Below are 22919 nucleotides of genomic sequence, written 5' to 3'. Positions count from 1 at the left end.
AGCGCTGTGATGGTTTTATTTGTTTTGTAGGCAGTATCAGCATCAAACCACCTTTTTGTTCGATTTTGTACGCCATCATTTTATTGAGCGTACTAAACCCAACAGAAAGAATTGACTTATTGAGTCCAGCTTTCTGTCTTTTACGTTTGCTGCTTTTTTTTGATTGGCGCGTCATGGACTTGGTGTTCAACTGTTCGGTTACACCGATGTCATAACGACTGGCGATCTCTGATGTAACCTTATGCTGCCAATCCTTGCGCTGATTAGCTACTTTTCTTTGAAGCTTTGATACCTGTTTCCTCGCTTTCCTCCAGCGCCTTGAGGCTTTAACTTTCTTTCTTCTATTAGGTGCGCGCTTGCGCCTCAGATCTGAAGACTTTCGCTTAATTAGCTGCTCGCAACGCTGGGTAAAGCGAGGATTTTCTAGTTCGGTAAAGGTTTCTCCATCATAAAGCGTTAACGCTGTTTCTGTACCTAAATCAAAACATACTATTGATTCGTAACTCAAGTCTGAACCAGAACCAAGCCTAGTTTCTGGCGTCGGAATTTCAACGGTAAACGATGCAAACCATTGATTTACACCTGGCTTGTAAACAATGGTTAAGGTGGTAAGAGCGCCCCATTGTTTTGATTGACCGCGCATCCTAACCGTGATGCCCAAATCATTCAAGGTAACGCTTCCATGCTTACCGTTACTATTGACCTTCCAGCCAGATGTAGCTGGATAAGTCCAACCGGAGTAGTCGCGAATCGACTTAAACCTGGGCTTCTTCCTTAATCCTTGAAAAAATGCACCATAAGCCAAGTCAACACGCTTGACCGTAGCTTGCAAAGCTTGTGAGTGCAAATAAGCAAACTCAATCCATTCTTTTTTGAATGCAGGCAAACAATTTTGCTGTTCAAAATAAGTAACGGTTTTTTGGGAAGCTCTCCACTCGTAACGACGATGAGCAATGCAGGCATTGTACAGGTAGGCATGATTTCTCCGTGCCTCAAACAGCTTATTCTCTTGTTGCTTGTTGGGGTACAGTCGAAATGTCTGCCTTCTTGTTGCCATGCGTCACTTGCTGCCCTGAATTGTTTCAGTTGGCGCTTTACAATAGAATAACTATATCACGTTTTTGGGCATGACAAGAAGGTTGCATGACTAAACTACACAGCGGCTCTCATGTCGTTTTCTCAATCCACCTGCATATCGTTTTTGTAACCAAATACAGGCGAAAAGTGCTTACGCCGCAAATGCTTCAGGATATGAAGCATGTGTTTGAGCGAGTGCTAAGTGCGAACAAGTCAAAGCTGTCTGACTGCAACGGCGAAGCCGACCACGTTCATTTACTTATCGATCTGCATCCAGATAACAATATTTCCGATTTAATTGCTTCTCTTAAGTCTGCTAGCAGTAGGGTTCTTAGGGAGAAGTATAAACCGGAAATTGATAAGTATTATTGGGGAAAAGCTAAGTTATGGCATGACTCTAAGTGCATTGTTTCTTGCGGTGGAGCGCCTCTAGAAATTGTTAAAAAATATATTCAAAATCAATCCGGCGGTAGATTGGAGAAATTAGGGGCATCGAACCCCTAATTTCTCCCCTGCTATCCATCCCCACCCCATAGGCGGATGGGGAATTCCGCAGGTTTTGTTAAAACCTGCACAGCGCGAGTTGAGGGGGAATTGGGTGCAGAGTTGATACAGTTCGTTGTCTATTTCTTGATTTTGAGCAACAGTAGGATTAGCAACCAGGATCGCAGCCAACACCCCAGCAATGAGCAAATTTTTAGATTTCATAGGTCGTGCAGAAGTAAGCGAGCGCTGACAATATTTAAATCAAATGTTTTATATTAAGCGCGTCACGAGCGAGCGCTCGCGAACGCAGTCAAAAAATCCAACGGTATTATACCGCAATTCCCAACTTTTCTCGCAGCTTTTCCTCTTTCTCTCGGAAACCTACCAGCACTGCAAGTCCATCCTTAACAAAAAGAGGACGCTTAAGCAGCATCGCGTCTTTAGCGAACGCCTCTATCCACTCTTCCTCGGTCCAATTCGTCTTCAAGTCGCCCAACGCCCGGTAAGATTGACCAGAGGTATTTCGCATCGGCTTTGAACCCAAAGACGCTACCCAGTTTTGGATCGTCTCGCGAGTTTGCGGATGTTCTTTCGTGTTAATAAACTCATACTCAACACCGTTATCTTCCAGCCATTTGAAGGCTTTTTTGCAGGTGCCGCAATTTGGAATTCCATAAACTTGAATCGACATAGCACTGGTTACTCAACATCAACAACAATGCACCTAACGCAATTTGGTAGTTATAAACTTTGGCGTTGTTAATTGCTAATTGCTAATTGTTAATATAGCATTTTTTATCATAGAGCCATTAGCCATTAGCCATTAGCCACTATGCATGAAATAACTAGCACCTTGAGTTAGGTATTCTTTTATGGCGAAGGGAGTAAGCGGTAAAGGTTGCGGGCATTTTCCCTTATAACTGCAAGGGCGATCGCCTCCGCTTCATCTGAATTTATATCAGAATCTTGGATAGATTGCTCTAAAACTAACCCTAAAATATTGCGCCCCCATTTCGCACCCAAATAATACAATTCCGGAATAAAGTGAGCATCAGAAGAATACATCAACTTGCTAGTAGGCGTTAATTCCAACAACATCTGTACCGCAGAACGCATCCCAGCAACGCTTAAAAAAGGCACCGCTAAGCCAAAATCCAAATAAACGTGAGGATAAACATAAGCTAAATATCCTGCCTCGCGCATATAAGGATAGGAAGCATGAAGTAGGACAAATTTAGCATTTCGATAGCGACTATCTTCTAGTAAAGTACGCAGGTAAAGAGGATTGGCTTTGTGCAAATCGAGGTCGGGGTCGCCAAATCCCGTATGAAACTGTACGGGTATGTTATGTTTAGCTGCAATTTCCAATGCCTGCAAGATCAGAAAGTCAATTAAAGCTTTGTTAGCGAGGCGCAGCGGTTTTTGGTGGGAAGAGTGTTTCAGATCGTAAAAGCTGAACTTAGCCATTTCATAAGGAATTGGCTGAATATCCAAACCAGTGCGATAGGCGGCAATGCTCTTAAAAGCGACAACTCCCAGGGGAGGCGGGTCAATTGCAGCGCGAAAATGGTCTATCAATGTCTCAAAATTATCAACCTGACTAATAATATTTTCTGCCAACCATTCCAGACGAAGTACCCTGTGGACAGTCACAAATTTTTGATGCCATTCCCCAGGCAGAACTTCATCGGGAAGAAAACCATCGTCTAAGAGAATAGTTTCTATATTTGCTGCATTGAAACAGAGTTCCGCGAGTCGATCTATACCTAATTCCCTGCGTCGAGAAAGGATAGCTTCTTCTGTTGGTTCGCACTCCAAAAGGGTGGCAATTTCCCTTAAACTCCTGCGGTAGCACAAGGTATGACGGGCATGATAGTTGACAATATCGGCATCATACCCTTCAGTAAAAGCAGCCCCATAGGGATAACGGTCAAACACTTCTGGTTTGAGCAAGTTATGAGCGTGTTGGTCAATTGCCGGAATGTGCCAAAGATCCATAAACAATTTAAGATTTGAGATTTGAGATTTGAGATTTTGTCTAGCTTGTCACCATCGATTAATAGCGTTCTAGTAAAAGCTTTACCTCATCTTCCAATTCCATATTTTTCATCGCTTCCCACTCGGCTTTTCGCACTGCCAGATAAGCATTTGCCAAATCTGAACCCAAGGCAGTGAGGAGGATATCATCGCGAGTTAAGTGAGCGATGGCATCCCCCAAATTGGTCGGCAGCAAATCAATACCCCGCAGATTGCGTTCTGATTCTGACAAATAACCGGGGTCTACCGCCACCGGATCGCCCAACTCAAGATGAGTCTTAACACCATCGAGTCCTGCCGCTATAACCGCACCTAAAGCCAAATAAGGATTTGCGGAAGCATCAACTGTTTTAAACTCAAAATTAGTCGGACTTTTTACCGCTGGGTCAGTTGGTACTCGCACAGCGGCTTCGCGATTGTCTATTCCCCAACAGCGAAACGCACCGCTCCAAAAATGCGGGCGGATGCGACGATAAGAATTAGTGCAGGGAGTAGTCAGCGCCATCAAAGCTGGTAAATGGTTCAGAATTCCGGCAATAAAAGCTTGCGCTATCTGGGAAAGACCGCCAACTTTTGACCCATCAGAAACGATATTTTTGCCATCTTGCCATAGACTCAAATGTAAATGGCATCCACTGCCAGCTTTATCGGCAAATATTTTAGGTAAAAAAGAAGCTTTTAAGCCGTGTCGCATAGCGATCGCGCGCACAGTTTCTCGGAAAGCAATTTGTTGGTCGGCAGCTGACATTGCCTGGGTATAGCGAATCGAAATTTCATGCTGACCGGGGCCTGATTCGGGATAGTATTGCTCAACGGGCATTGCTTGAGCAACCAATGCAAGGGCAATTTCATCGATTACTTTTAAATTAGAATCCATCGCCAGAGTAGAAGCAAAAACAGTATTGTCAGCGGGTTCTACTCCAATGCCATCAGAAGTTGGACGCAGCAGGTAAAACTCATTTTCAAATGCCGCCATTACTTCCAAACCCAGACTAGAAGCATCAGCTACCATCCGCTTCAAGAAATGGCGCGGACAAAAAGACCAAGCAATGCCATCCTTGACCATATCCCCCATAACGCGGGCATGACTGGGTGCATAAGGCAATACATTAAGCGTAGACCAGTCAGGTATCAATCGTACCTCGCCAACCGGGCCAAGACCAGTTTCAGCAACTGGGGCATCATACATCACCGGCATCGCCTGCTGTGCCGCTGAGATTCCCACCCCCTGTTCACAATGATGGGATAGCGCGCCGATGTGAATAGCCTTGCCGCGAATAATATTGGCATTATCGCACCAGAGGACGCGGATGAACTTCACACCTGCCGCTTCTAGGGATTGAGATCTGGGGTGATCAGACATTGATGTGAATTTATGCAGTTAATAGCGGACTTTTAAGCGATCTCACCGTCCTACACTGACGGTGCGATCGCTTAAAAACTCAACCATAACACAAATCGTACAACTTTCCTGCTTTGCTCAGCCCCTAGTTCCGTGTATTTAGGGAATTAGACAAGTACTTTCATCTATTCTTGTTCAATAAAAAAAAAAAAAAATAGTTAATTTTACCGAGGGCGCTCTACATTAGATTTACTATATTGATTGTCATAGCCACCTATTTACCAAATTTAGCTAGGGTGCTACAGTCCAGGAAAAAGAGGTATTTCAAGATGAAAGACGTTTTGGCATTAATTCAAAAGAGAAAGCAAGAATTTGCCGAATTGCCATTGTTTGATTACATGCAAGACCAAAGCATAGATCCTAGACAAAGGCTCGCTTTTGCTCCCTGCCTTGTTCCTTTAGCTACGGGTTTTTCAGATTTGTGTAAATATGGGTTCAGAGAAGAGCCAACCACTAACAAAATCCAGGCAATTATCAATCAACACAGTTATGAAGAACAAGATCATTGGCATTGGCTTCTGGAAGACCTGCAAAAACTAGATCTAGACCGCTCGCTTAATTTTACCGATGCTTTGAAATTTCTTTGGGGCGAAGAAACCAAGAAAACTCGGCAAGTGTGCCCTAAAATTGAGCGATGTGTTTTGATATCAGACCCGCTGCAAAAATTGATAGGAGTTCTAGTTTCAGAAGTCACAGGCAATGTTTTTTTCTCGAACACCGAACAAGTTGTTAAGCAACTGCAATTCAGAGGCAAAAAACAATATCGATTCTTCGGGAACCATCATTTAACACAGGAAAACAACCACAATATAAACAGTCGTAATGTTGTGGAGTTTTTTGCACAAATAGAAATCACAGATGAGCAGCGTCAAGTGTATTTTGCATTGGTTGATGAATTGTTTGAAGCCTACGCAGAATCGATGGACGAGCTTCTAGTCTATGCAAAAACCCATAAAGTTGAGCAACCGCTAGCAGTTTGACTACCAGTAGATTGCGGTAACAGATACAACTAGGTATGAGTCTGGTGGGGACTGGTCTGTTAGATTGTCTCAGATCTGGCACGATTAACAAGTGGGACGGGCAAGATGCCCATCCCACAAGAAAAATCAATCTCTTGTGGGGTGGGCGTCGGTGCCCGCCCAGTCGATTGGTGCAAGATGTGAGTTGTGTTAGTTTAAGGGAATTATAGATTGTAAGGGTTACGATATTCACCAGCCAACTAGCATACCTATGTATACTCCCAGCGCGATCGCACTCCCTGGTTATCGCATTATTGAGCTAATATACGACAGCACCAGAACCCTAGTCTATCGAGGGCAGCGAACTAAAGACCAAAAACCCGTTGCGATCAAACTGTTGCGGAGTGAGTATCCTAGCTTCAACGAACTGGTGCAATTTCGCAACCAATACAGCATCGCCAAAAACCTCGACCTTCCCGGCATCATCAAAACCTACAGTCTAGAAAACTGCCGCAACGGTTATGCCCTAGTCATGGAAGATATGGGCGGTATTTCCCTCAAACAATACACCGCCTCCCATCCCCTCAGTCTGGCAGAATTTCTGGCGCTCGCGATTCAAATTGTCTCAACTTTAGAAGGATTGTATCGCCATCGAGTCATTCACAAAGACATCAAACCCGGCAATATTCTGATTAACCCCACCACCCTTGAAGTAAGACTGATTGACTTCAGCATTGCTTCCCTACTTCCCAGAGAAGCGCAAGTTCTTACCAATCCTAACGTCCTCGAAGGCACTCTTCCCTACTTATCTCCCGAACAAACTGGGCGAATGAACCGGGGAATTGACTACCGCACCGACTTCTATTCTTTAGGCATTACCTTCTACGAACTCCTCACCGGAAGGTTACCCTTTTCCGCCACCGAACCGATGGAATTGGTTTACTCTCACCTTGCCAAGCAACCTGATTCAGTCCACAGTCTTAACCCCAGTATTCCTCCAATCCTGTCTGATATTGTCGGCAAACTAATGGCAAAAAATGCCGAAGACCGCTATCAAAGTGCCTTGGGATTAAAACAGGACCTAGAAACCTGCTTGCATCAGTGGAACAACTTAGGAAACATCCCTGCCTTTGAGTTAGGAAAAAGGGATATCTCAGACTGCTTCATCATTCCTGAAAAACTCTACGGTCGCCACAAGGAAGTAGAAACCTTACTCGCCGCCTTTGACAGAGTCGCAGGGGGAAAAACCGAAATGATGTTAGTAGCAGGTTTTTCCGGTATTGGCAAAACCGCTGTTGTCAATGAAATCCACAAACCCATCGTGCGCCAGCGGGGTTACTTCATCAAAGGTAAATTTGACCAATTTCAGCGCAACATTCCCTTCTCAGCATTCGTGCAAGCATTCCGAGATTTAATGGCGCAACTGCTAAGTGAAAGCGATACTCAAATTGCACAGTGGAAAACCAAAATTCTCTCAGCCTTGGGAGAGAACGGTCAAGTCATCATTGATGTCATTCCCGAACTAGAAAGAATTATTGGCAAACAGCCTCCTGTCCCAGAACTGTCTGGCAGCGCTGCCCAAAATCGCTTTAACTTGCTGTTTGAGAAATTCATCCAGATCTTCAGCACAAAAGAACATCCCCTGGTGATATTTCTCGATGACTTGCAATGGGCAGATTCGGCTTCTTTAAAGTTGATGCAATTATTAATGAGCGAAACGGATAGCTGCTATCTGTTACTCATTGGTGCCTATCGGGATAACGAAGTTTCTCCTGCCCATCCGCTGATGTTGGCTTTAGAAGAGATTAGGAAAATTCAAGCAACAGTTAATACTATTACTCTAGCTCCCCTCAAGCAATCCGATTTAAACCATCTGATTGCCGATACTCTCAATTGTCCCCTAGACCTTGCCTTTCCTCTCACTCAACTAATTCATCAAAAAACCAAAGGGAATCCCTTCTTTGCGAATCAATTCCTTAAATCTTTATATGAAAATAGATTGATTATTTTTAACTTTGAGGCCGGTTATTGGCAGTCCGATATCGTTCGCGTCAGGACGTTAGCGCTAACTGATGATGTGGTGGAATTTATGGCGCTTCAGTTACAGAAGTTGCCAGCATCAACTCAGACTGTATTGCAGCTAGCTGCCTGCATCGGCAACCAATTTGACTTGGAAACCCTGGCAATCGTGCAAGAAAAATCCCCAGATGAGACGGCAGCAGACTTGTGGAAAGCCTTGCAAGAAGGGTTAATTTTACCTCTTAGCGAAATTTACAAATTTTTCCAAGATTATAGCAATAAAGAAGAACCCAACCAATTACCAATTAACCACCAATTACCCAGTTATAAATTTTTGCATGACCGAGTTCAGCAAGCCGCTTACTCTCTAATTCCCGAAAACCAGAAACAATCAACTCATTTAAAAATTGGTCAACAGCTGTTAAATAAAACTCCTGAAGCCGAACGGGAAGAGAAAATTTTTGCAATTGTCAACCAGTTAAATATAGGGGTCGAGTTAATTGCGCTGCAAACAGAGCGGGATGAACTGGCTCAGTTAAATCTCATGGCTGGACGTAAAGCCAGGAATTCTACAGCCTATGCCGCTGCTGTCGGATATTTTACTGTGGGGATATCGATTCTACCAGCAGACTGTTGGCAAACAAATTATCAATTAACCCGAAATTTGTATGAGGAAGCAGCAGAAGCAGCCTACCTGGATCTTGACTTTGAACGGATGGAACAACTGGCACAAGTTGTGTTGCAGCAAGCTAAAACACCACTGGAAAAAGTGAAAGTTTATCATGCCAAAATACAAGCTTATGGCGCACAGAACAAAGCAATAGAAGCGGTCAATACTACAATAACATTTTTGAAATTGTTGGGAATATATTTTCCGGAAAATACCAGTCAATCCGATATTCAGATGGAACGGGAGAAAACAATTTCAAATCTGGCTAGTAGGGGTAAAATTGAGGACTTAATTCACTTACCAGAAATGACAGACCCATGCTCATTGGCAGCTATGGGTATTCTAGCCAGTGCAACAACTCTGGTCTATCAAGCCGTTCCGGAATTGTTCCCGCTGATTATCTTTAAACAAATCAACTTATCGGTTACATATGGCAATGCCCCCTTATCTGCCTTTGCCTATGTTGTCTACGGGTTAATTCTCTGCGGAGTAGTGGAAGACATCGAGTCTGGGTATCAATTTGGCAAGCTGGCTGAAAATCTGTTGGCTAAGTTTCATACTAAAGCAGTCACAGCTAAGGTGATCCAAACATTTAATTGCCTGGTCAGGAATTGGAAGGATCATATCAGGGAAACATTAAAGCCGCTTCTGGAAGCTTACTCTGTCGGACTGGAAACGGGAGATTTAGAATTTGCAGCACTTTCTTTGAATACCTACTGCTACGCCGCATATTTCATGGGTCGAGAACTAACAGAACTGCAACAGGAGTTGACGACCTACAGCAATGCCCTGTGGCAAATCAAACAAGAAAGGATATTTTACCGGAACGAGATCTATCGGCAAATAGTCTTGAATTGGCTCGGATATGCGGAAAATCCATGTTGTCTCATCGGTGAAGCTTATGATGAGGAAAAAATGCTGCCGCTTCATTTTGAAGCCAATGATACCTGTGCAATTTTATACTTTTATTTCGGCAAGCTTCAGCTCTGTTATTTGCTAGGGAACTATCCTCAAGCAATTGAAAATGCTGCCAAGGCAGAACAATACTTAAACGGTGGAATTGGACAGATAGTTATTCCTCAATTCCATTTTTATGATTCCCTGACTCGCCTCGCAGTGTATCCTGATGTCAAACAAGCCGAACAAGAAAAAATCTGGGAAAAGGTAGCCGCTAACCAGGAAAAAATGAAAGGTTGGGCGCATCATGCCCCAGCTAACTTCATGGATAAATTTTATTTAGTAGAGGCAGAGCGGCATCGGGTTTTGGAGCAAAAAATTGATGCCATCAACTGTTATAACCAAGCTATAGCCTTAGCCAAAGAAAACGAATACATCCAAGAAGAAGCACTTGCTAATGAACTGATTGCCAAGTTTTATCTGGGATGGGGGAGAGAAAAAATCGCTCAAGTCTATTTAACTGAAGCCTACTATGCTTATGCTCGTTGGGGAGCCACGGCAAAAGTTGATGACTTAGAAAAACGCTATCCCCAATTACTCGCACCCATTCTCCAGGGGGAAATAATTCGATCTCATAGCAACCAAACACTCGCTACCCTATCTATTCATAGTACAGAGACAACTCTAATTTCTAGCAACACCAAGATGTTAGCGGAGTTAGACTTGGCAAGCGTTATCAAAGCTTCTCAAACCCTGTCTGGCGAAATTCAACTTGACAAGTTGATCGCGACTTTGATGCAAGTGGTGCTGGAAAATGCAGGAGCGCAGAAATGCGTGCTGGTTTTACCCCAAGGAGACAATTGGGTAATAGAAGCGATCGCACAACTAGATGAAGCTGAAACCTCTACTCAACTGACTGTACTGCAATCAGAACCAGTCGAGGAAAGCCTAGAAATTCCCAAAAGCGCGATTAATTATGTCAAACGTACATTGGAAACCTTGGTAATTCAGGACGCAACGGCTAAAACTAATTGGGCAGCTGACCCCTACATGCACAAACAGCAACCCAAAAGTGTGTTGTGTGGACCGATTCTAAATCAAGGCAAGTTGATTGGTATCCTGTACCTGGAAAATAATTTGATCCAGGGGGCATTTACCACCTCGCGCATCGAAATCCTCAACCTTCTTTGCGCTCAAGCTGCTATCTCTCTGGAAAATGCCCGTCTTTATCAAACATCGCAACAACTTTACCAACAATCCCAAAACTACGCCCAGCAGCTAGAAAAATATCTGCAAGAATTACAACAAACGCAACTGCAACTGATTCAAAGCGAAAAAATGTCTGCACTGGGTAATTTAGTCGCGGGGGTGGCGCACGAAATAAATAACCCCGTTGGGTTTATTTCCGGGAATATTGATGAAGCGATCGCTGCGGTTAAAGACCTCACAGAATACCTGGAATTATACCACGAAAAATTCCCTAATCCGGGGGAAGAAATCGCGGAAAAAGCTGAAGAAATTGAGCTAGAATATCTGTTGGAAGATTTACCCAAAATGCTGTCATCGATGAAAGTGGGGTGCGATCGCATACGCAACATCAGCACCTCCCTCCGCACTTTTTCCCGCGCTGACAGCAGTTCCAAGGTGGCGGTCAATCTCCACGAGGGCATCGATAGCACGCTGATGATTTTACGGCATCGCCTCAAAGCCAACGAGAATCGTCCGGAAATTCAAGCTATTAAGGTCTATGGAAACATTCCCGCCGTCAAATGCTATCCGGGACAGCTGAATCAGGTATTTATGAATATTCTGGCAAATGCCATCGATGCGTTAGAAGAATCGAATTCCCAGCGCAGTTATGCTGAAATTCAGGCCAATCCGAATCAAATTACCATCAAAACTGAAGTGACAGCAGATAATCAACAGGTGGCGATTAAGATTCGGGATAATGGTTTGGGGATGTCAGAAGAAATAAAAGCTCGCATCTTTGACCATTTATTTACAACCAAATCCTTGGGGAAAGGTACGGGTTTGGGATTATCGATTAGCCGTCAAATTGTGCAGGAAACTCACGGGGGAAGTTTGACTTGTGAATCGGTGCTAGGACAAGGGACAGAGTTTACGATTTGGCTCCCCATCGAGTAGGGCGATCGCGGGATTAGGTTTTTGGGTATCCTCGCCCCCATCCCTTAATCCCAGCGTGAACTACCTACACTCGCCATAGGGCAGAGTGTAGGCTTCTGACTTCACCGGGAACAGCCGCCACGGAAGACTTTCGCCCCCGATTTGGTCTTACATTCCCTCCATCAGCAGTCGCCCCCGTTCCAGAGGCGAGTAACCGTAAGCCTTCATCTCGTATGTTGATAGCGGCGTTCACGTCCCGGTCATGTCTTGTATGGCAGTGCGGACACTCCCAAGACCGAATATCTTGGGGCAAACTATCAACGATGTTCAGACAGACGCTACAGGTTTTCCAGGATGGGAAAAACCGATCTATCTCTAGAAAAGTCTTTCCGTCCCTTTTGGCTTTATAGTCGATAAAGTTTAAGAACATAGACCAACCACAATCACTGATAGCCAACGCTTGATTGTGATTTCTGACCATGCCCTTAACGTTCAGATTCTCGGAAACGATCGCTTGGTTCTCGTTGACGATTTTCCGAGATAGTTTATCTAGGAAATCCTGACGGGAGTTGGCGATCTTCTCCTGCGCTCTCGCCACGAGTTTTCTTGCCTTATTCCGTGAATTACTCTATTCACTCAAACATATTTTTCGACGCTTCGGCATGACCAATAGGCGAAGCGTCGCTCACCCGCAAGGGGTGAGACTCCTCCTGCGCCGCGCCTTTTATCTCACGCTGACCCTATCGGAACGTGAGGCTTCTCGGCTATCAAGCTAAACCAATCCCCCCCGCAATTTGATACCCTAGCTTAAACAGTCAGTCTTGGGAACGAGTACGAGCGTGGACATTGAAATTGGGCGAGGGAAGACGGCTCGCCGAGCCTATGGTATCGACGAGATTGCGCTAGTCCCAGGGACTAGAACGCTAGATCCCAGTTTGGCAGATACTCGCTGGCGCATTGGTGGCATCGATCGGGAGATCCCGATTATTGCTAGTGCTATGGACGGGGTGGTGGATGTCCGCATGGCAGTCCTCCTATCCCAGTTAGGGGCGTTGGGCGTCCTCAACTTAGAGGGCATCCAAACTCGTTATGCCGACCCTGAACCGATTTTAGACCGCATTGCTCAGGTTGGAACCACAGAGTTTGTACCGCTGATGCAAGAACTCTATGCCGAGCCAATCAAGCTGGAATTAATCGAGCAACGCATACAAGAAATTAAAAGTCAAGGGGGTATTGCGGCGGTCAGCGCCACTCCCGTCGGGGCGACTAAGTATGGTTCGGTCGTGGCGAAAGCTGGTGCAGATTTATTTTTTGTGCAGGCAACTGTAGTATCGACCGCTCACCTCTCGCCTGAGTCGGTAACGCCTTTGGATCTGGCTCAGTTTTGCGCCAAAATGCCTATGCCGGTGATTTTAGGCAATTGCGTCACCTACGAAGTCGCTTTGAACCTGATGAAAACTGGAGCCTCCGGGGTGCTGGTCGGGATTGGCCCTGGTGCTGCTTGTACGTCTAGAGGTGTGCTGGGGGTCGGTATCCCCCAAGTCACAGCCGTTGCCGACTGTGCGGCAGCGCGGGATGATTACTTTAAACAAACCGGCAACTACGTCCCCGTGATTGCCGATGGCGGTCTGGTCACCGGCGGCGATATCTGCAAGTGCATCGCCTGCGGTGCCGATGGCGTGATGATCGGCTCTCCTTTTGCCAGAGCCAAAGAAGCCCCCGGACGCGGTTATCACTGGGGAATGGCAACGCCTAGTCCCGTCCTGCCTCGCGGTACTCGCATTCGCGTCGGTACTACGGGCAGTTTAGAGCAAATCCTGCGCGGACCTGCCCAACTCGACGATGGTACTCACAATTTTCTGGGAGCCTTAAAAACCAGCATGGGGACTCTAGGCGCTAAGGATCTCAAGGAAATGCAGCAAGTTGAAGTGGTAATTGCCCCCTCCCTGTTGACCGAAGGCAAAGTTTATCAAAAAGCCCAGCAATTGGGCATGGGCAAGTAGGCAGATAGGGGCAGCCCCCATGCCCCTATTGCGGTCAATTGAGAAAATTTCCAACCGGGGTGGGGTAACCGCCCTCAAATCTTTTACTGTCGCATAGAATAGAGATAGCGGAGACGCATGTTTCCGTTCACTCCTCACACCACACTCCGCCCGGACTACTGTTCGGGCGGTTCCTTATTGGGCGGGTGCAGCCTTGTTACGGCAAGTGAAGTACCACAACTTCCCTTCGGGTAAGTCTTGGCGAAAGCGTCTCATTTGCCGTTGCCTCGTTTTATTACTACAATCTGGGCGTACACATACTTTATACCCATTGGGTGGCCTCTTAGTCAGTCGGGTGGGCGATCAACCATCTTGATGCTCAACTTGATGTGTTCGCATTGACAACACAAAGAGAATGAAAGACAAAAATCTTCATATTAGGCTATCAGCAAAACGGTTAGACAAACTTCGGCAATATGCAGAGTCCAGAGAGAAAACAATTACTCAATTGGTTGAGGATGGGATTGATACTTTACCCAACGCATCGAGGAGCGCTGATTAGCCAGGGTGATGTCCATGTATCCGCACGCCTCAGAGTCGGGTAGGCATGGGACTTATAGCCTCCCCCAGAACCCCACCGAAAATTAAGTATGGCTGCATAAACCAGAAAAAGCAAAATCACCTATGGTGGTTATGATAGAATTCCGATGTAAATAAAGACAATACTAGGCAAGGAATTCTAGGCATGTCAGCAGCCGCACAAGTTACAGACGCTACGTTTAAGCAAGAAGTACTTGAAAGTGATGTTCCGGTATTAGTCGATTTTTGGGCTCCCTGGTGCGGTCCCTGCCGGATGGTTGCCCCCGTTGTGGATGAAATCGCAGCGCAGTACGAAAATAAGGTGAAGGTAGTCAAACTTAACACCGATGAAAATCCCAATGTCGCCAGCCAATATGGCATCCGCAGCATCCCCACGCTGATGATTTTTAAAGGAGGTCAGCGGGTTGATATGGTAGTCGGTGCAGTTCCTAAAACTACCCTGGCTAATACCTTAGAAAAATACCTTAACCCTTGAGCGTCAAAACCCCAGGAAAGCGATCGCGTCCAAGCACCTTTAGCAGCAACCGCAGGTAAAGCCAGCACAAGCGAAAACCGCACGCTTGCGCGTGCATTCTGCATCCTATGCAGTCAAACCCTAAAATATCCGCCTTAATCGGCGAAAAGGGCTATCGTCATCGGTCGCCGCGATCGCTATCGCCACCAGAGCCAGCTGTCAGTTCAAATCGGCGCCAGCAGCTTCCAGCACGCTGTAGCATGGCTTTGGCTATGGGAATGAAAAAAAATCCCATCAGAGGCGAGATCATAGCGGGTGCGCTGATCAGTATTTGGTAGGGAGGACTGTTCCCCCTCGTCCCCCTTCCCAAGTCCTTGGGGCTCGCCAACTGCTTCTTTACACCCGATCGTCACCCCCCCCCTATCGGTAAATTCCTCCCAGAGTCGGGGTGGAAATGGTTTAATCCCTCGATTAAGGCAAGTCCGCCGCCCTCGTTTCTCGAACCTTGGGTTTCTTCTCTGGTAAATTGCAGCTCAAATCCAGGTAGAATAGAAACCCGCGCCTTGGGCTTTTTATTCATGACAATAAATAATTCCTTAAACGCGCTTGAGTCTCTACGCGCAGAAGTAATTGAATTACTCGATCAACTGCCAACGCTGAAACACAGCAAATGGATTCAGCATACACTCGCTACCCTGGTACGCATCGCTGGCACTGAGGTGGAGCGTTTGGATTGGAAAATCCTCAGCGCTGCTTTGCAAGACATGGAGCAGGGGTTCCAAATTTTTTATCCCTATCGGCACGTCCGTAAAGTGGCGATTTTCGGTTCGGCGAGGATTTCGCCAGACACCCCAGAGTACCGCATGGCGGTTGACTTTGCTCGCTCCGTCGTCCAGCAGGGATACATGGTGATGACGGGTGCCGGTGGCGGGATCATGCAGGCGGGTAACGAAGGCGCTGGGGCAGAAAAGTCTTTTGGTCTAAATATCAGATTGCCGTTTGAACAAGAGGCTAACCCGTTTATCGAGGGCGATCCGAAGCTATTCCACTTCAAGTATTTCTTCACTCGCAAGCTGTTTCTGCTGAAAGAAAGCGATGCGATCGCTCTATTTCCCGGCGGTTTTGGCACCCAAGACGAAGCGTTTGAGTGCATGACTTTAAGCCAAACTGGCAAGTTCGGCCCCATGCCGGTAGTTTTAATCGATCGACCCGGTGGAAATTACTGGGAAGCTTGGAATGCTTACATCAAAGAGCATCTCCTCGAACGAGGGCTAATCAGTCCGGAAGATCCCAATCTCTACACGATTACAGACCGTTTAGACGTGGCGATGGAAGCAATCAATAGCTTTTACCGCGTCTATCACTCTAGCCGCTACGTTGACGACCGATTTGTCATCCGCCTTAACTGCGATTTATCCGATGCAGCAATCGAGGGATTGAACGAGCAATTCAGCGACATCCTGGTTAAGGGACGAATTGAAAAAAGCCAAGCTTTGCCCCAAGAAGCCGGGGATGAAACCTTTGACTTACCCCGCCTGGTTTTGTACTTCAATCAACGGGATTTGGGACGCTTATACCAACTGATTGCAGCGATTAATCAGCTGGGGAAAAGCTCCTACGAATCCGAACACCCAGAGCGCAAGTAGGGAAATTCGCCCTCAAGGCAGTCGAAATTCTGATAGCCGAGTTTTGTTGGTAGAGAAGCGCTACCAAATAGACGATTTTTGCCGCAACAAGATTCGTAGAATCAACTAAGGTTTACCAAAAATTTAAGCAAATATCCCTCGGGTAACCGTAGTTTTACTGAACTGCGGTTGCTCTGGTTTTTTTGTAGTGGAAAATACAGAAATTAGGCGGAGTCGAAATTAATCCGCTATTATGCATTGATTGGCTCAACGCCGTCAGGAATGACGCATTTGCAGCAAAAATGCTTGAATCTGAGCAGGGAAGGGAAACAAGGGGGGAAAAGTCGATAAAATCAGCAATTTTGCCGATTGTTTCTCGCTCTGACGACTGCGTAAGTCCTAAACCTGGTGCAGCCTGACAGATGGCTCAAGGGTTAACTACGGCTTTGCCGATGAATCGGAAAATTTACCGAAAATTTACATATTTTTCCAGAAAATTGCCTAGAATACTGATCAGCAGATAAGCTAGTAATTCAGAACACATAACCGCAAAAACCATAGGATTGTATGCCGTTTTGGGTTCTGAACAAATCTAAGCTGTTAAAAACGAAACGGAAGCAGAAAGGGAGATCTGACCCAACCCAATCGTTTAGAAAAGATAAACCCGTAGTTTTAGCTTCTGCGTAAAACAACGTATGATGGTTACGTGGCTGTCAAAATCGCGTAAGCAAAATCCACTTAAACCTGTTTGAGAAAAGTGCGCCGCCATGAGTCAGTTTACTATTGTCATCACAACCTATAACCGTTTACCTCTGTTGCGGCGAGCCGTAGAATCCGCATTAGCACAAACCTGGCCCTGCGAAGTGGTCGTGGCGGATAACGGCTCGGACGATGGTACGGAAGAATATATTCGTAGTTTAGGATCTCGCGTCATTTACCACCGCAATTCTGCTAACTTGGGTCACTCAGGCGCAGTGAATGCAGGGGTGAGCGTAGCAAAGGGAAAGTGGATCAAGCCAGTGGATGACGATGATTATCTGGCTCCCAACTGCATTGAAGAGATGGCGAAAGCGATCGCTCAACGACCCCAAGCCGTTATGTGTTCGTGTCAAGCGATACAAGTCGATGGCAATGGCGCAGAAGTGACCCGCACTAAACCCTGCGGTACTGGGAAGGCATTTTACGTACCCCAAGAAGATATCCACTACGGCATGTTGTTGGAAATGGTACCCTTTGGCACGCCAATTCAAGTCGCCTTCCGCAAAGATGCTTTTCTGGCGTCGGGAGGTTGGGATCTGGCTTTAAATGTCTGCGACGATATCGACTCGTGGATCAAAATTGCCAAGTACGGTGATGCCATATTTTTAAATGAGTACCTCGCCTACCGCACCCTGTGGACAGGTGGAAACAATCAAAAATCTTCTTTCCAAGAGCGACTAGAAGTAAATATGCAGATGAAAAAAAACATCTACAAATTAGTCGATCAAAAGTATCGCTCCTCCCTACCCGCACTGGAAGATATCAACGCCTTTCTCAAGCTGCATTGGAGTTTGGTCGGACTCCGGCAAGGACAATTTTTAACAGCTTGGGAAATCGCTTACCCAGCCGTATTTTCACCAGGCGCTTGGAAATTGCTATTTGCCGCGCTCTATTCTCGCCGAATTGCTAGGAAAACTGATTGGATTCGCCAAGAAGTTCTATTCCCCGCTTCTAGTTCTATGGCGACAGAGGTTTTGTCTGTAGTCTGAGGTGGAAAGCCTACTGGCAATGTCTGCAACTAGCGCGATCGCTGTTGCAGAAAGCTACAATTCTCCCCTCTTCTTATTACTCCCCTTGTGTCGCCAACAATCTATTCCGGGAGCGCAAGGGTAAATCTACTACGTGATAAAAAAATATTCCAACCAACAGAGCTAGAAAAATATGGGTGACTGAATTAGTCACCCCTAGTAGCTTATAGGCAAAAATAAAGGTTGGTTTGTGAAATAAATAAAAGGGATAAGCAATATTCCCTAAATATTCAAAGGTATTACCTACCGCCTTTGGGAGTTTGGTTGTGCGAGCAAAGATTAAAGCCAAGCCAGCCATCAAGTATAGAATTAAAGCATAGAAACCCGTGCGACTTTGGTTCATAATTAACATTATAAATCCAGAACAGAGGAAAATTATACCCGCTTTTTTGTTCTGTTTTCGGAAGTATAAAAAACCTAAGAGCCATGCCCAGGCAAATAGAAAAAAGGGCAATTCGTAACCTAATTCAGGATAATATGGAAGGGATTTATGATAAAATAATTTATAGAAAAAGGGAACTGCTACGTACAATGAACCAGAGATGGCAATCGAAAAAACGATGATGCGATCGCTTAGTCGATGCAACAGAGGCGTTAAAAGATAACAAGGCGCCAAGATGCCTAGAGGCCATAAGGGTAAGTTGGACGTAAAAGTGCCAAAAGCCAGACCTTGCAAAAGCGTTAAATGTTCAACTATTGAGACTAAATTGGGTGGAACGATTGGTTTTGAATGCAGCGTTGCAATTTTGTTACCAAAAATCAGAAAAGGCAGTAAGGATAAAACGATCGCACAAAAGTACAAAGGATAGATTCTTAAAAAGCGACGCTTATAAAATCCTTCTGGATTATTTTTAATCGAATAGGCGCTAGCATAGCCTGAAAGTAAAAGCAGTGCGATGACATTACCAATGGCAGTGAATTTTCTCAAATTATAGACAAAATCGCTGTCTATATTCTCTATAAATTCTCTCAACTGGGCACAAGTAATAAAAAATACAAAGATAAAACGCAGTCCTAGAAGGACTTGCCAGTTCATTTTGTTTGATTCTGCCATAAAAATAAGTTGTGGAGAGTTAGTTTACCTCTTCAATTTTAGATGTATGGTAAAGTTAGCTCCAGTGCGACCTGTGAAAATCCAGAAAATAGAACGACTCGTATCCCTTGCAATGCGAAGCCACGACCAAGTTTCTGGGGTTTCGTTAGTAGCAATTGAGACAGGGGTAAAAGCAATTCCTCGACTTCCCAAAATTATGGTAGCAACCGCAACAGCTCTCGACATATGATAGTCGGAAGTAATCAGGTATACATGATGAACCTTGCGCTTTTGTAATTCTTCCACAGTTATAGCAAAGTTACCGACCGTATCCACCGCATAAATGTTGGAATACAATCGATTTTCGGGAATCCCTGCATCTCGAAACACCTCAAGTCCATCTGGGAAACGCACCCCAGAAGCCAAAATATCCAGAGAAGGATGAGCTTTAGCAAACTCAACGGTAAATTGTTCCCGTCCTTTGCCGCCACCTAAGAGCATAATCGCTTCGGGGGTGGGAGTAGTGTGATTGGCGATCGCTAACCTGACACCAACGAACCCATACAATCCTAACAGTAAAGCCCCAATCCCACCACCTACGATATAAAACCCTCTGCGGATTTTTTTAGCTAATGCTAACCTGGGCTTTATGCTGTTTTCCACCGTTACTCTCCTTGAGGCGCAATAATTTTCTTTCCAGGCATCATTCTGGAACGCACGGGTATATCTACAGCATGATAAAAGAACATTCCGACTAACAAAGCCAGAAAAATTAACGTGGCTGAATTCGTGATTCCCAGCTTATAGGCAAAAATATAAGTCGGTCGGTGAAATAGAAAGAAGGGATATGCAATACCCCCTAAGTATTCGCAGATCTTTCCTAGCACCCTGGGCAGCTTTATTTTACCGCCAATTATTAATACCAAACAAGTAACAAAGTAGATGACTAAAGAAAACATTCCCGTGCGGTCTTGGTTCAGTATTAACATTAAACTCCCCGCCAGCAGCACGAGTTTCGCTGATAATTTATCTTGTTCGCGAAAATAGAAGAAACCCAAAAGCCATGTCCAAGCGTGAAGGAAAAATAGTAGATTATATCCTAAAAATGGATAATAAGGTAATTTGTCTTTTTGGTGCCATAATTGACCTAATTGAGCCAAATTAAATGGGGCTTTCCCTTCCCACCAGATGTAATAAACATAGGGAGTGACTATGTACAGCAAACCGGAAAGCGCAATCAAAGCCAGAATCACCTTACTATTGACACGAATCAACCAGGGTGCGAAAAGATAGCCTACTGCCAAAATACCTACAAGCCAGATAAATGTATTTGACCAAAAAACGTCACCCACAAACCCTGGTACAAGAAATAAGTAGGCAAAAAATGTTTCTACTTTGGGGGGAACTATGGGATAATGTTTGTCTTGTAGGGGTTCAATGCGATCGCCAAAAAACAAAAAGGGTAAAAGTGCTACTAGAATGGCACACAAGTACAAAGGATAGATTCTGATGAAGCGACGTTTGTAAAAGCCTTCTGGATTTTTGGTAATCGAACTCGCCGTCGCATAGCCTGAGAGGATGAGTAAAGCGATCGCATTTCCCACAGAAGTAAACGCCCTTAAATGATAGAGGGGATCGTTTATATCTGGGAGAAATTGTCTTAATAATGCACAAGAGATCAAAAATACTAAAACAAAACGCCAACCTAATAAAATTTGCCAGTTCATTGTTATCTATCCTTCTACTTTCTTTCTTAGCCTGCGTACAGGAACTTCAATCAAGTGATAAAACACCAGCGAGACTGCCAAAGCTAGGAAAGCATGACTAAACGAGTTTCTTACACCGAGAATGGTATAAGCAAAAATCAAAGTGGGAAAGTGGAATAAATAAAGCGGATAGGAAATCTCCCCTAAATAGTTGAGAATACCATCAAGAAATTTGGGTACTTTAATCGAGGATGAAAAAACTATGACCAAACTGCCAATCAGGTAGGTGAGGATGCCGAGTTTACCCGTATGATATTGGTTTACTATTAACACAATAGTCCCCAACCCAACTAGGATTGCTTTCCAAAGATTGGTTTCGTTATTCCGGAAGTACAGAAAGCCTAGAAGCCACGACCACAGTAACAATAATAAGGGTATGCCATATAAAAAATAACTGTAGAAAGGAACTTTTGCCTTGGGGTAAATTGCCTCATAAATATAGGGAAACGCCCCATAAAATACAGCCGATAAGCCCATTAAAACAATTAATATTTTATTGCCTATCTTCACAAAAAATGGGGTTAAAGCATAACAGATTGCTTCAACCCCTAAAATCCACAACGGGACATTTGCCCAAATGGGATCGACGGCAACATTTTGCAGAAACAATAAGTTGCCCAGGACAGTTCCTACATTGGGGAGGCTATAGTCTGTCCGCAAAGTTTTAACGGTTTGACTTGAGACAAGAAGAGGAATGAAAGTAAACAAGACGGCAGAAAAATACAAAGGATAAATTCTCCAAAAACGCCGCTTGTAAAATCCTTGTGGTTCTTTGGCGATCGAGTGACCTATTCCATAACCCGAAAGGACTAGAAACACAAAAACGGCTGCTAGTCCATTCAATTTGCCCAGATTGCATAAAATATCTTTGTTTGGGTTAGGAACAAATTCACTTAAATGGTAACCAACCACAACCCAAGCTAAGAAAAAACGCAAACCCGCTAAAACTTTCCATTTCATAGGTTTAGTACCACAAGGCGTAATCTCTTTGATTTGGGGAAAGTTTGCCCTCTAGCGCTTGCAACCCTTCCGTGGAAAAATGATCCTTGCAAAGTTGTAATCTTCTGGGTTTTCTGGAAGTGTAAGTATAGACAAGAGTGAATCGATCTGCACCTTCTGTTGGGGGGACTTTAGCATGATGGTAAACATCACTCGTCGCCACCATTACAGCTGTTCCAGCATTCCCGTGACACGCCTTCCAAGCTGATTCGGGAACCGCCTGTTTCATCTCTTCATCGGCATAGGTAGACTTGAAGGGATTGACGGGAGTTAAATGTTTGGGAACGTATTCAAAAGCGATGGTATTTTCAGTTACATCGCTCAAGTAAACAATGATTCTGATTTGACGGCGATCGTCGGAATCTCGATGCCATTTCCTTTGACCGACATCCTTAATGCCATTGCCGATATCTTTGCGAACATCGACTCCGATACAAGCGATGGGCAGTCCAATATAATTTTCAATAATATTCACCAGTCTCTCGTTTAGTCCCCAGAGAAAAATTTCTGGGTATTCCGCAGCGAGTTGGGTGTAACCGATGCGGGTGATAGAATAATTTTTGTCTTGGATAATTCCCGGATCTGAGTCGGGATTTTGTAGCCTGGTGACGATTTTCTTGGCTGATTCGATTGTTTGGGAAGTAGAAGGAATCGATAAAGCGTCAACAGAGGTGACTAAAACGCCTTCATGTTTAAGCGTATTGATAATTGCGCGATCGCTTTCACTCAAAGACGGCAGTTTGGGAGTATGTTTGAGCAGGTCTACTTTGTAAACCAGTTCGGATGCGACTTCAGTTAATTGGTTGCGGATTTTGAACAGCATAGGGATTTTGAATGTAAGGATTTTGGATTTTACTAGCAGAGAAACCCGGTTTCTGGTAAAAATCTTGGGTTTGGTAATTAGACATTTACGAAGAAACCGGGTTTCTGGTGGTTTCTGGTAAAAATCTTGGGTTTGGTAATTAGACATTTACGAAGAAACCGGGTTTCCCCTTGCGGGGC

At 44.9% G+C, this 22919-nt stretch carries 20 protein-coding genes and 1 pseudogene; 8 read left to right on the top strand and 13 right to left on the bottom strand.

The annotated features are described in order from the left end of the window. The coding region (locus tag MiSe_RS06390; RefSeq protein WP_226576202.1) for an RNA-guided endonuclease InsQ/TnpB family protein at positions 1–1057 on the bottom strand (1057 nt) is incomplete at its 3' end. An 86-nt stretch (positions 1058–1143) separates the two neighbouring features. Here MiSe_RS06390 and tnpA point away from each other — a divergent pair. Next, positions 1144–1581, top strand: a complete 438-nt coding sequence (gene tnpA, locus MiSe_RS06385; RefSeq protein WP_226576200.1) for an IS200/IS605 family transposase — start codon at positions 1144–1146, stop codon at positions 1579–1581. On the opposite strand, the gene MiSe_RS06380 is transcribed toward tnpA, so the two are convergent. The 4 genes from MiSe_RS06380 to MiSe_RS06365 all read right to left on the bottom strand — a co-directional run bounded on the left by MiSe_RS06380 (position 1561) and on the right by MiSe_RS06365 (position 4963). Then, positions 1561–1785, bottom strand: a complete 225-nt coding sequence (locus MiSe_RS06380; RefSeq protein ID WP_226576198.1) for a hypothetical protein — start codon at positions 1783–1785, stop codon at positions 1561–1563. The genes tnpA and MiSe_RS06380 overlap by 21 nt on opposite strands. Positions 1786–1891: 106 nt before the next feature. After that, entirely contained in the window at positions 1892–2254 is a 363-nt protein-coding gene (locus MiSe_RS06375; RefSeq protein WP_226576196.1) for a Spx/MgsR family RNA polymerase-binding regulatory protein, read from the bottom strand. A gap of 179 nt (positions 2255–2433) precedes the next feature. After that, entirely contained in the window at positions 2434–3561 is a 1128-nt protein-coding gene (locus MiSe_RS06370; RefSeq protein WP_226576194.1) for an amidohydrolase family protein, read from the bottom strand. A 58-nt stretch (positions 3562–3619) separates the two neighbouring features. Next, positions 3620–4963, bottom strand: a complete 1344-nt coding sequence (locus tag MiSe_RS06365) for a glutamine synthetase family protein (protein ID WP_226576192.1) — start codon at positions 4961–4963, stop codon at positions 3620–3622. Positions 4964–5271: 308 nt separating this feature from the next. Between MiSe_RS06365 and MiSe_RS06360 the strand changes: the two genes are divergently transcribed. Genes MiSe_RS06360 through MiSe_RS06350 form a run of 3 tightly spaced genes read left to right on the top strand, consistent with a single transcriptional unit; the run spans position 5272 to position 11692 of the window. Further along, positions 5272–5982 (top strand): hypothetical protein, encoded by a 711-nt coding sequence (locus tag MiSe_RS06360; protein WP_226576191.1) that lies wholly within the window; start codon positions 5272–5274, stop codon positions 5980–5982. Positions 5983–6026: 44 nt separating this feature from the next. Beyond that, positions 6027–6191 (top strand): hypothetical protein, encoded by a 165-nt coding sequence (locus MiSe_RS06355; protein ID WP_226576189.1) that lies wholly within the window; start codon positions 6027–6029, stop codon positions 6189–6191. A gap of 41 nt (positions 6192–6232) precedes the next feature. After that, positions 6233–11692: a trifunctional serine/threonine-protein kinase/ATP-binding protein/sensor histidine kinase gene (locus tag MiSe_RS06350; protein ID WP_226576187.1), complete on the top strand. Its 5460-nt coding sequence runs from the start codon at positions 6233–6235 to the stop codon at positions 11690–11692. A 64-nt stretch (positions 11693–11756) separates the two neighbouring features. Here MiSe_RS06350 and MiSe_RS06345 read toward each other — a convergent pair. After that, positions 11757–12299, bottom strand: a pseudogene (locus MiSe_RS06345) (RNA-guided endonuclease TnpB family protein); the annotation flags it as partial. 211 nt (positions 12300–12510) lie between these two features. On the opposite strand from MiSe_RS06345, the gene MiSe_RS06340 reads away from it, so the two are divergent. Beyond that, positions 12511–13674, top strand: coding sequence for a GuaB3 family IMP dehydrogenase-related protein (locus MiSe_RS06340; protein WP_226576186.1), 1164 nt, complete (start codon positions 12511–12513; stop codon positions 13672–13674). A gap of 715 nt (positions 13675–14389) precedes the next feature. After that, positions 14390–14728, top strand: a complete 339-nt coding sequence (gene trxA / locus MiSe_RS06335) for a thioredoxin (RefSeq protein ID WP_226576209.1) — start codon at positions 14390–14392, stop codon at positions 14726–14728. Positions 14729–14885: 157 nt separating this feature from the next. On the opposite strand, the gene MiSe_RS06330 is transcribed toward trxA, so the two are convergent. Together MiSe_RS06330 and MiSe_RS06325 are read right to left on the bottom strand one after the other, a co-directional pair. Further along, entirely contained in the window at positions 14886–15095 is a 210-nt protein-coding gene (locus MiSe_RS06330; RefSeq protein ID WP_226576184.1) for a hypothetical protein, read from the bottom strand. A gap of 21 nt (positions 15096–15116) precedes the next feature. Further along, entirely contained in the window at positions 15117–15287 is a 171-nt protein-coding gene (locus tag MiSe_RS06325; RefSeq protein WP_226576182.1) for a hypothetical protein, read from the bottom strand. Between MiSe_RS06325 and MiSe_RS06320 the strand changes: the two genes are divergently transcribed. Both MiSe_RS06320 and MiSe_RS06315 read left to right on the top strand, forming a co-directional pair. Then, entirely contained in the window at positions 15286–16353 is a 1068-nt protein-coding gene (locus MiSe_RS06320) for an LOG family protein (protein WP_226576180.1), read from the top strand. The two genes, MiSe_RS06325 and MiSe_RS06320, sit on opposite strands and share 2 nt — an antisense overlap. Before the next feature lie 746 nt (positions 16354–17099). Further along, positions 17100–18080, top strand: coding sequence for a glycosyltransferase family 2 protein (locus MiSe_RS06315; protein ID WP_226576174.1), 981 nt, complete (start codon positions 17100–17102; stop codon positions 18078–18080). A gap of 76 nt (positions 18081–18156) precedes the next feature. On the opposite strand, the gene MiSe_RS06310 is transcribed toward MiSe_RS06315, so the two are convergent. Genes MiSe_RS06310 through MiSe_RS06290 form a run of 5 tightly spaced genes read right to left on the bottom strand, consistent with a single transcriptional unit; the run spans position 18157 to position 22887 of the window. Beyond that, positions 18157–19173 (bottom strand): acyltransferase family protein, encoded by a 1017-nt coding sequence (locus MiSe_RS06310; RefSeq protein WP_226576173.1) that lies wholly within the window; start codon positions 19171–19173, stop codon positions 18157–18159. Between the two features lie 24 nt (positions 19174–19197). Then, positions 19198–19815 (bottom strand): YdcF family protein, encoded by a 618-nt coding sequence (locus MiSe_RS06305; protein ID WP_226576171.1) that lies wholly within the window; start codon positions 19813–19815, stop codon positions 19198–19200. A gap of 2 nt (positions 19816–19817) precedes the next feature. Next, positions 19818–20879, bottom strand: a complete 1062-nt coding sequence (locus tag MiSe_RS06300; protein ID WP_226576164.1) for an acyltransferase family protein — start codon at positions 20877–20879, stop codon at positions 19818–19820. Between the two features lie 6 nt (positions 20880–20885). After that, positions 20886–21878, bottom strand: coding sequence for an acyltransferase family protein (locus MiSe_RS06295; RefSeq protein WP_226576162.1), 993 nt, complete (start codon positions 21876–21878; stop codon positions 20886–20888). Between the two features lie 4 nt (positions 21879–21882). Continuing rightward, on the bottom strand, positions 21883–22887 hold the full coding sequence (locus tag MiSe_RS06290) for a phytanoyl-CoA dioxygenase family protein (RefSeq protein WP_226576160.1): 1005 nt from the start codon (positions 22885–22887) through the stop codon (positions 21883–21885). Between the last annotated feature and the right edge of the window lie 32 nt (positions 22888–22919).

This window comes from Microseira wollei NIES-4236 (assembly GCF_020521235.1).
GTDB classification, from domain to species: Bacteria; Cyanobacteriota; Cyanobacteriia; order Cyanobacteriales; family Aerosakkonemataceae; genus Microseira; species Microseira wollei.
Note: the sequence above shows the minus strand (reverse complement) of the source record. Positions and strands in the feature narration are given on the sequence as shown.

Coding starts and splice junctions, on each gene's coding strand:
- tnpA (WP_226576200.1), top strand. CDS start 1,144: ATGACTAAACTACACAGCGGCTCTCATGTCGTTTTCTCAATCCACCTG.
- MiSe_RS06380 (WP_226576198.1), bottom strand. CDS start 1,785: ATGAAATCTAAAAATTTGCTCATTGCTGGGGTGTTGGCTGCGATCCTG.
- MiSe_RS06375 (WP_226576196.1), bottom strand. CDS start 2,254: ATGTCGATTCAAGTTTATGGAATTCCAAATTGCGGCACCTGCAAAAAA.
- MiSe_RS06370 (WP_226576194.1), bottom strand. CDS start 3,561: ATGGATCTTTGGCACATTCCGGCAATTGACCAACACGCTCATAACTTG.
- MiSe_RS06365 (WP_226576192.1), bottom strand. CDS start 4,963: ATGTCTGATCACCCCAGATCTCAATCCCTAGAAGCGGCAGGTGTGAAG.
- MiSe_RS06360 (WP_226576191.1), top strand. CDS start 5,272: ATGAAAGACGTTTTGGCATTAATTCAAAAGAGAAAGCAAGAATTTGCC.
- MiSe_RS06350 (WP_226576187.1), top strand. CDS start 6,233: ATGTATACTCCCAGCGCGATCGCACTCCCTGGTTATCGCATTATTGAG.
- MiSe_RS06320 (WP_226576180.1), top strand. CDS start 15,286: ATGACAATAAATAATTCCTTAAACGCGCTTGAGTCTCTACGCGCAGAA.
- MiSe_RS06325 (WP_226576182.1), bottom strand. CDS start 15,287: ATGAATAAAAAGCCCAAGGCGCGGGTTTCTATTCTACCTGGATTTGAG.
- MiSe_RS06315 (WP_226576174.1), top strand. CDS start 17,100: ATGAGTCAGTTTACTATTGTCATCACAACCTATAACCGTTTACCTCTG.
- MiSe_RS06310 (WP_226576173.1), bottom strand. CDS start 19,173: ATGGCAGAATCAAACAAAATGAACTGGCAAGTCCTTCTAGGACTGCGT.
- MiSe_RS06300 (WP_226576164.1), bottom strand. CDS start 20,879: ATGAACTGGCAAATTTTATTAGGTTGGCGTTTTGTTTTAGTATTTTTG.
- MiSe_RS06295 (WP_226576162.1), bottom strand. CDS start 21,878: ATGAAATGGAAAGTTTTAGCGGGTTTGCGTTTTTTCTTAGCTTGGGTT.
- MiSe_RS06290 (WP_226576160.1), bottom strand. CDS start 22,887: ATGTCTAATTACCAAACCCAAGATTTTTACCAGAAACCACCAGAAACC.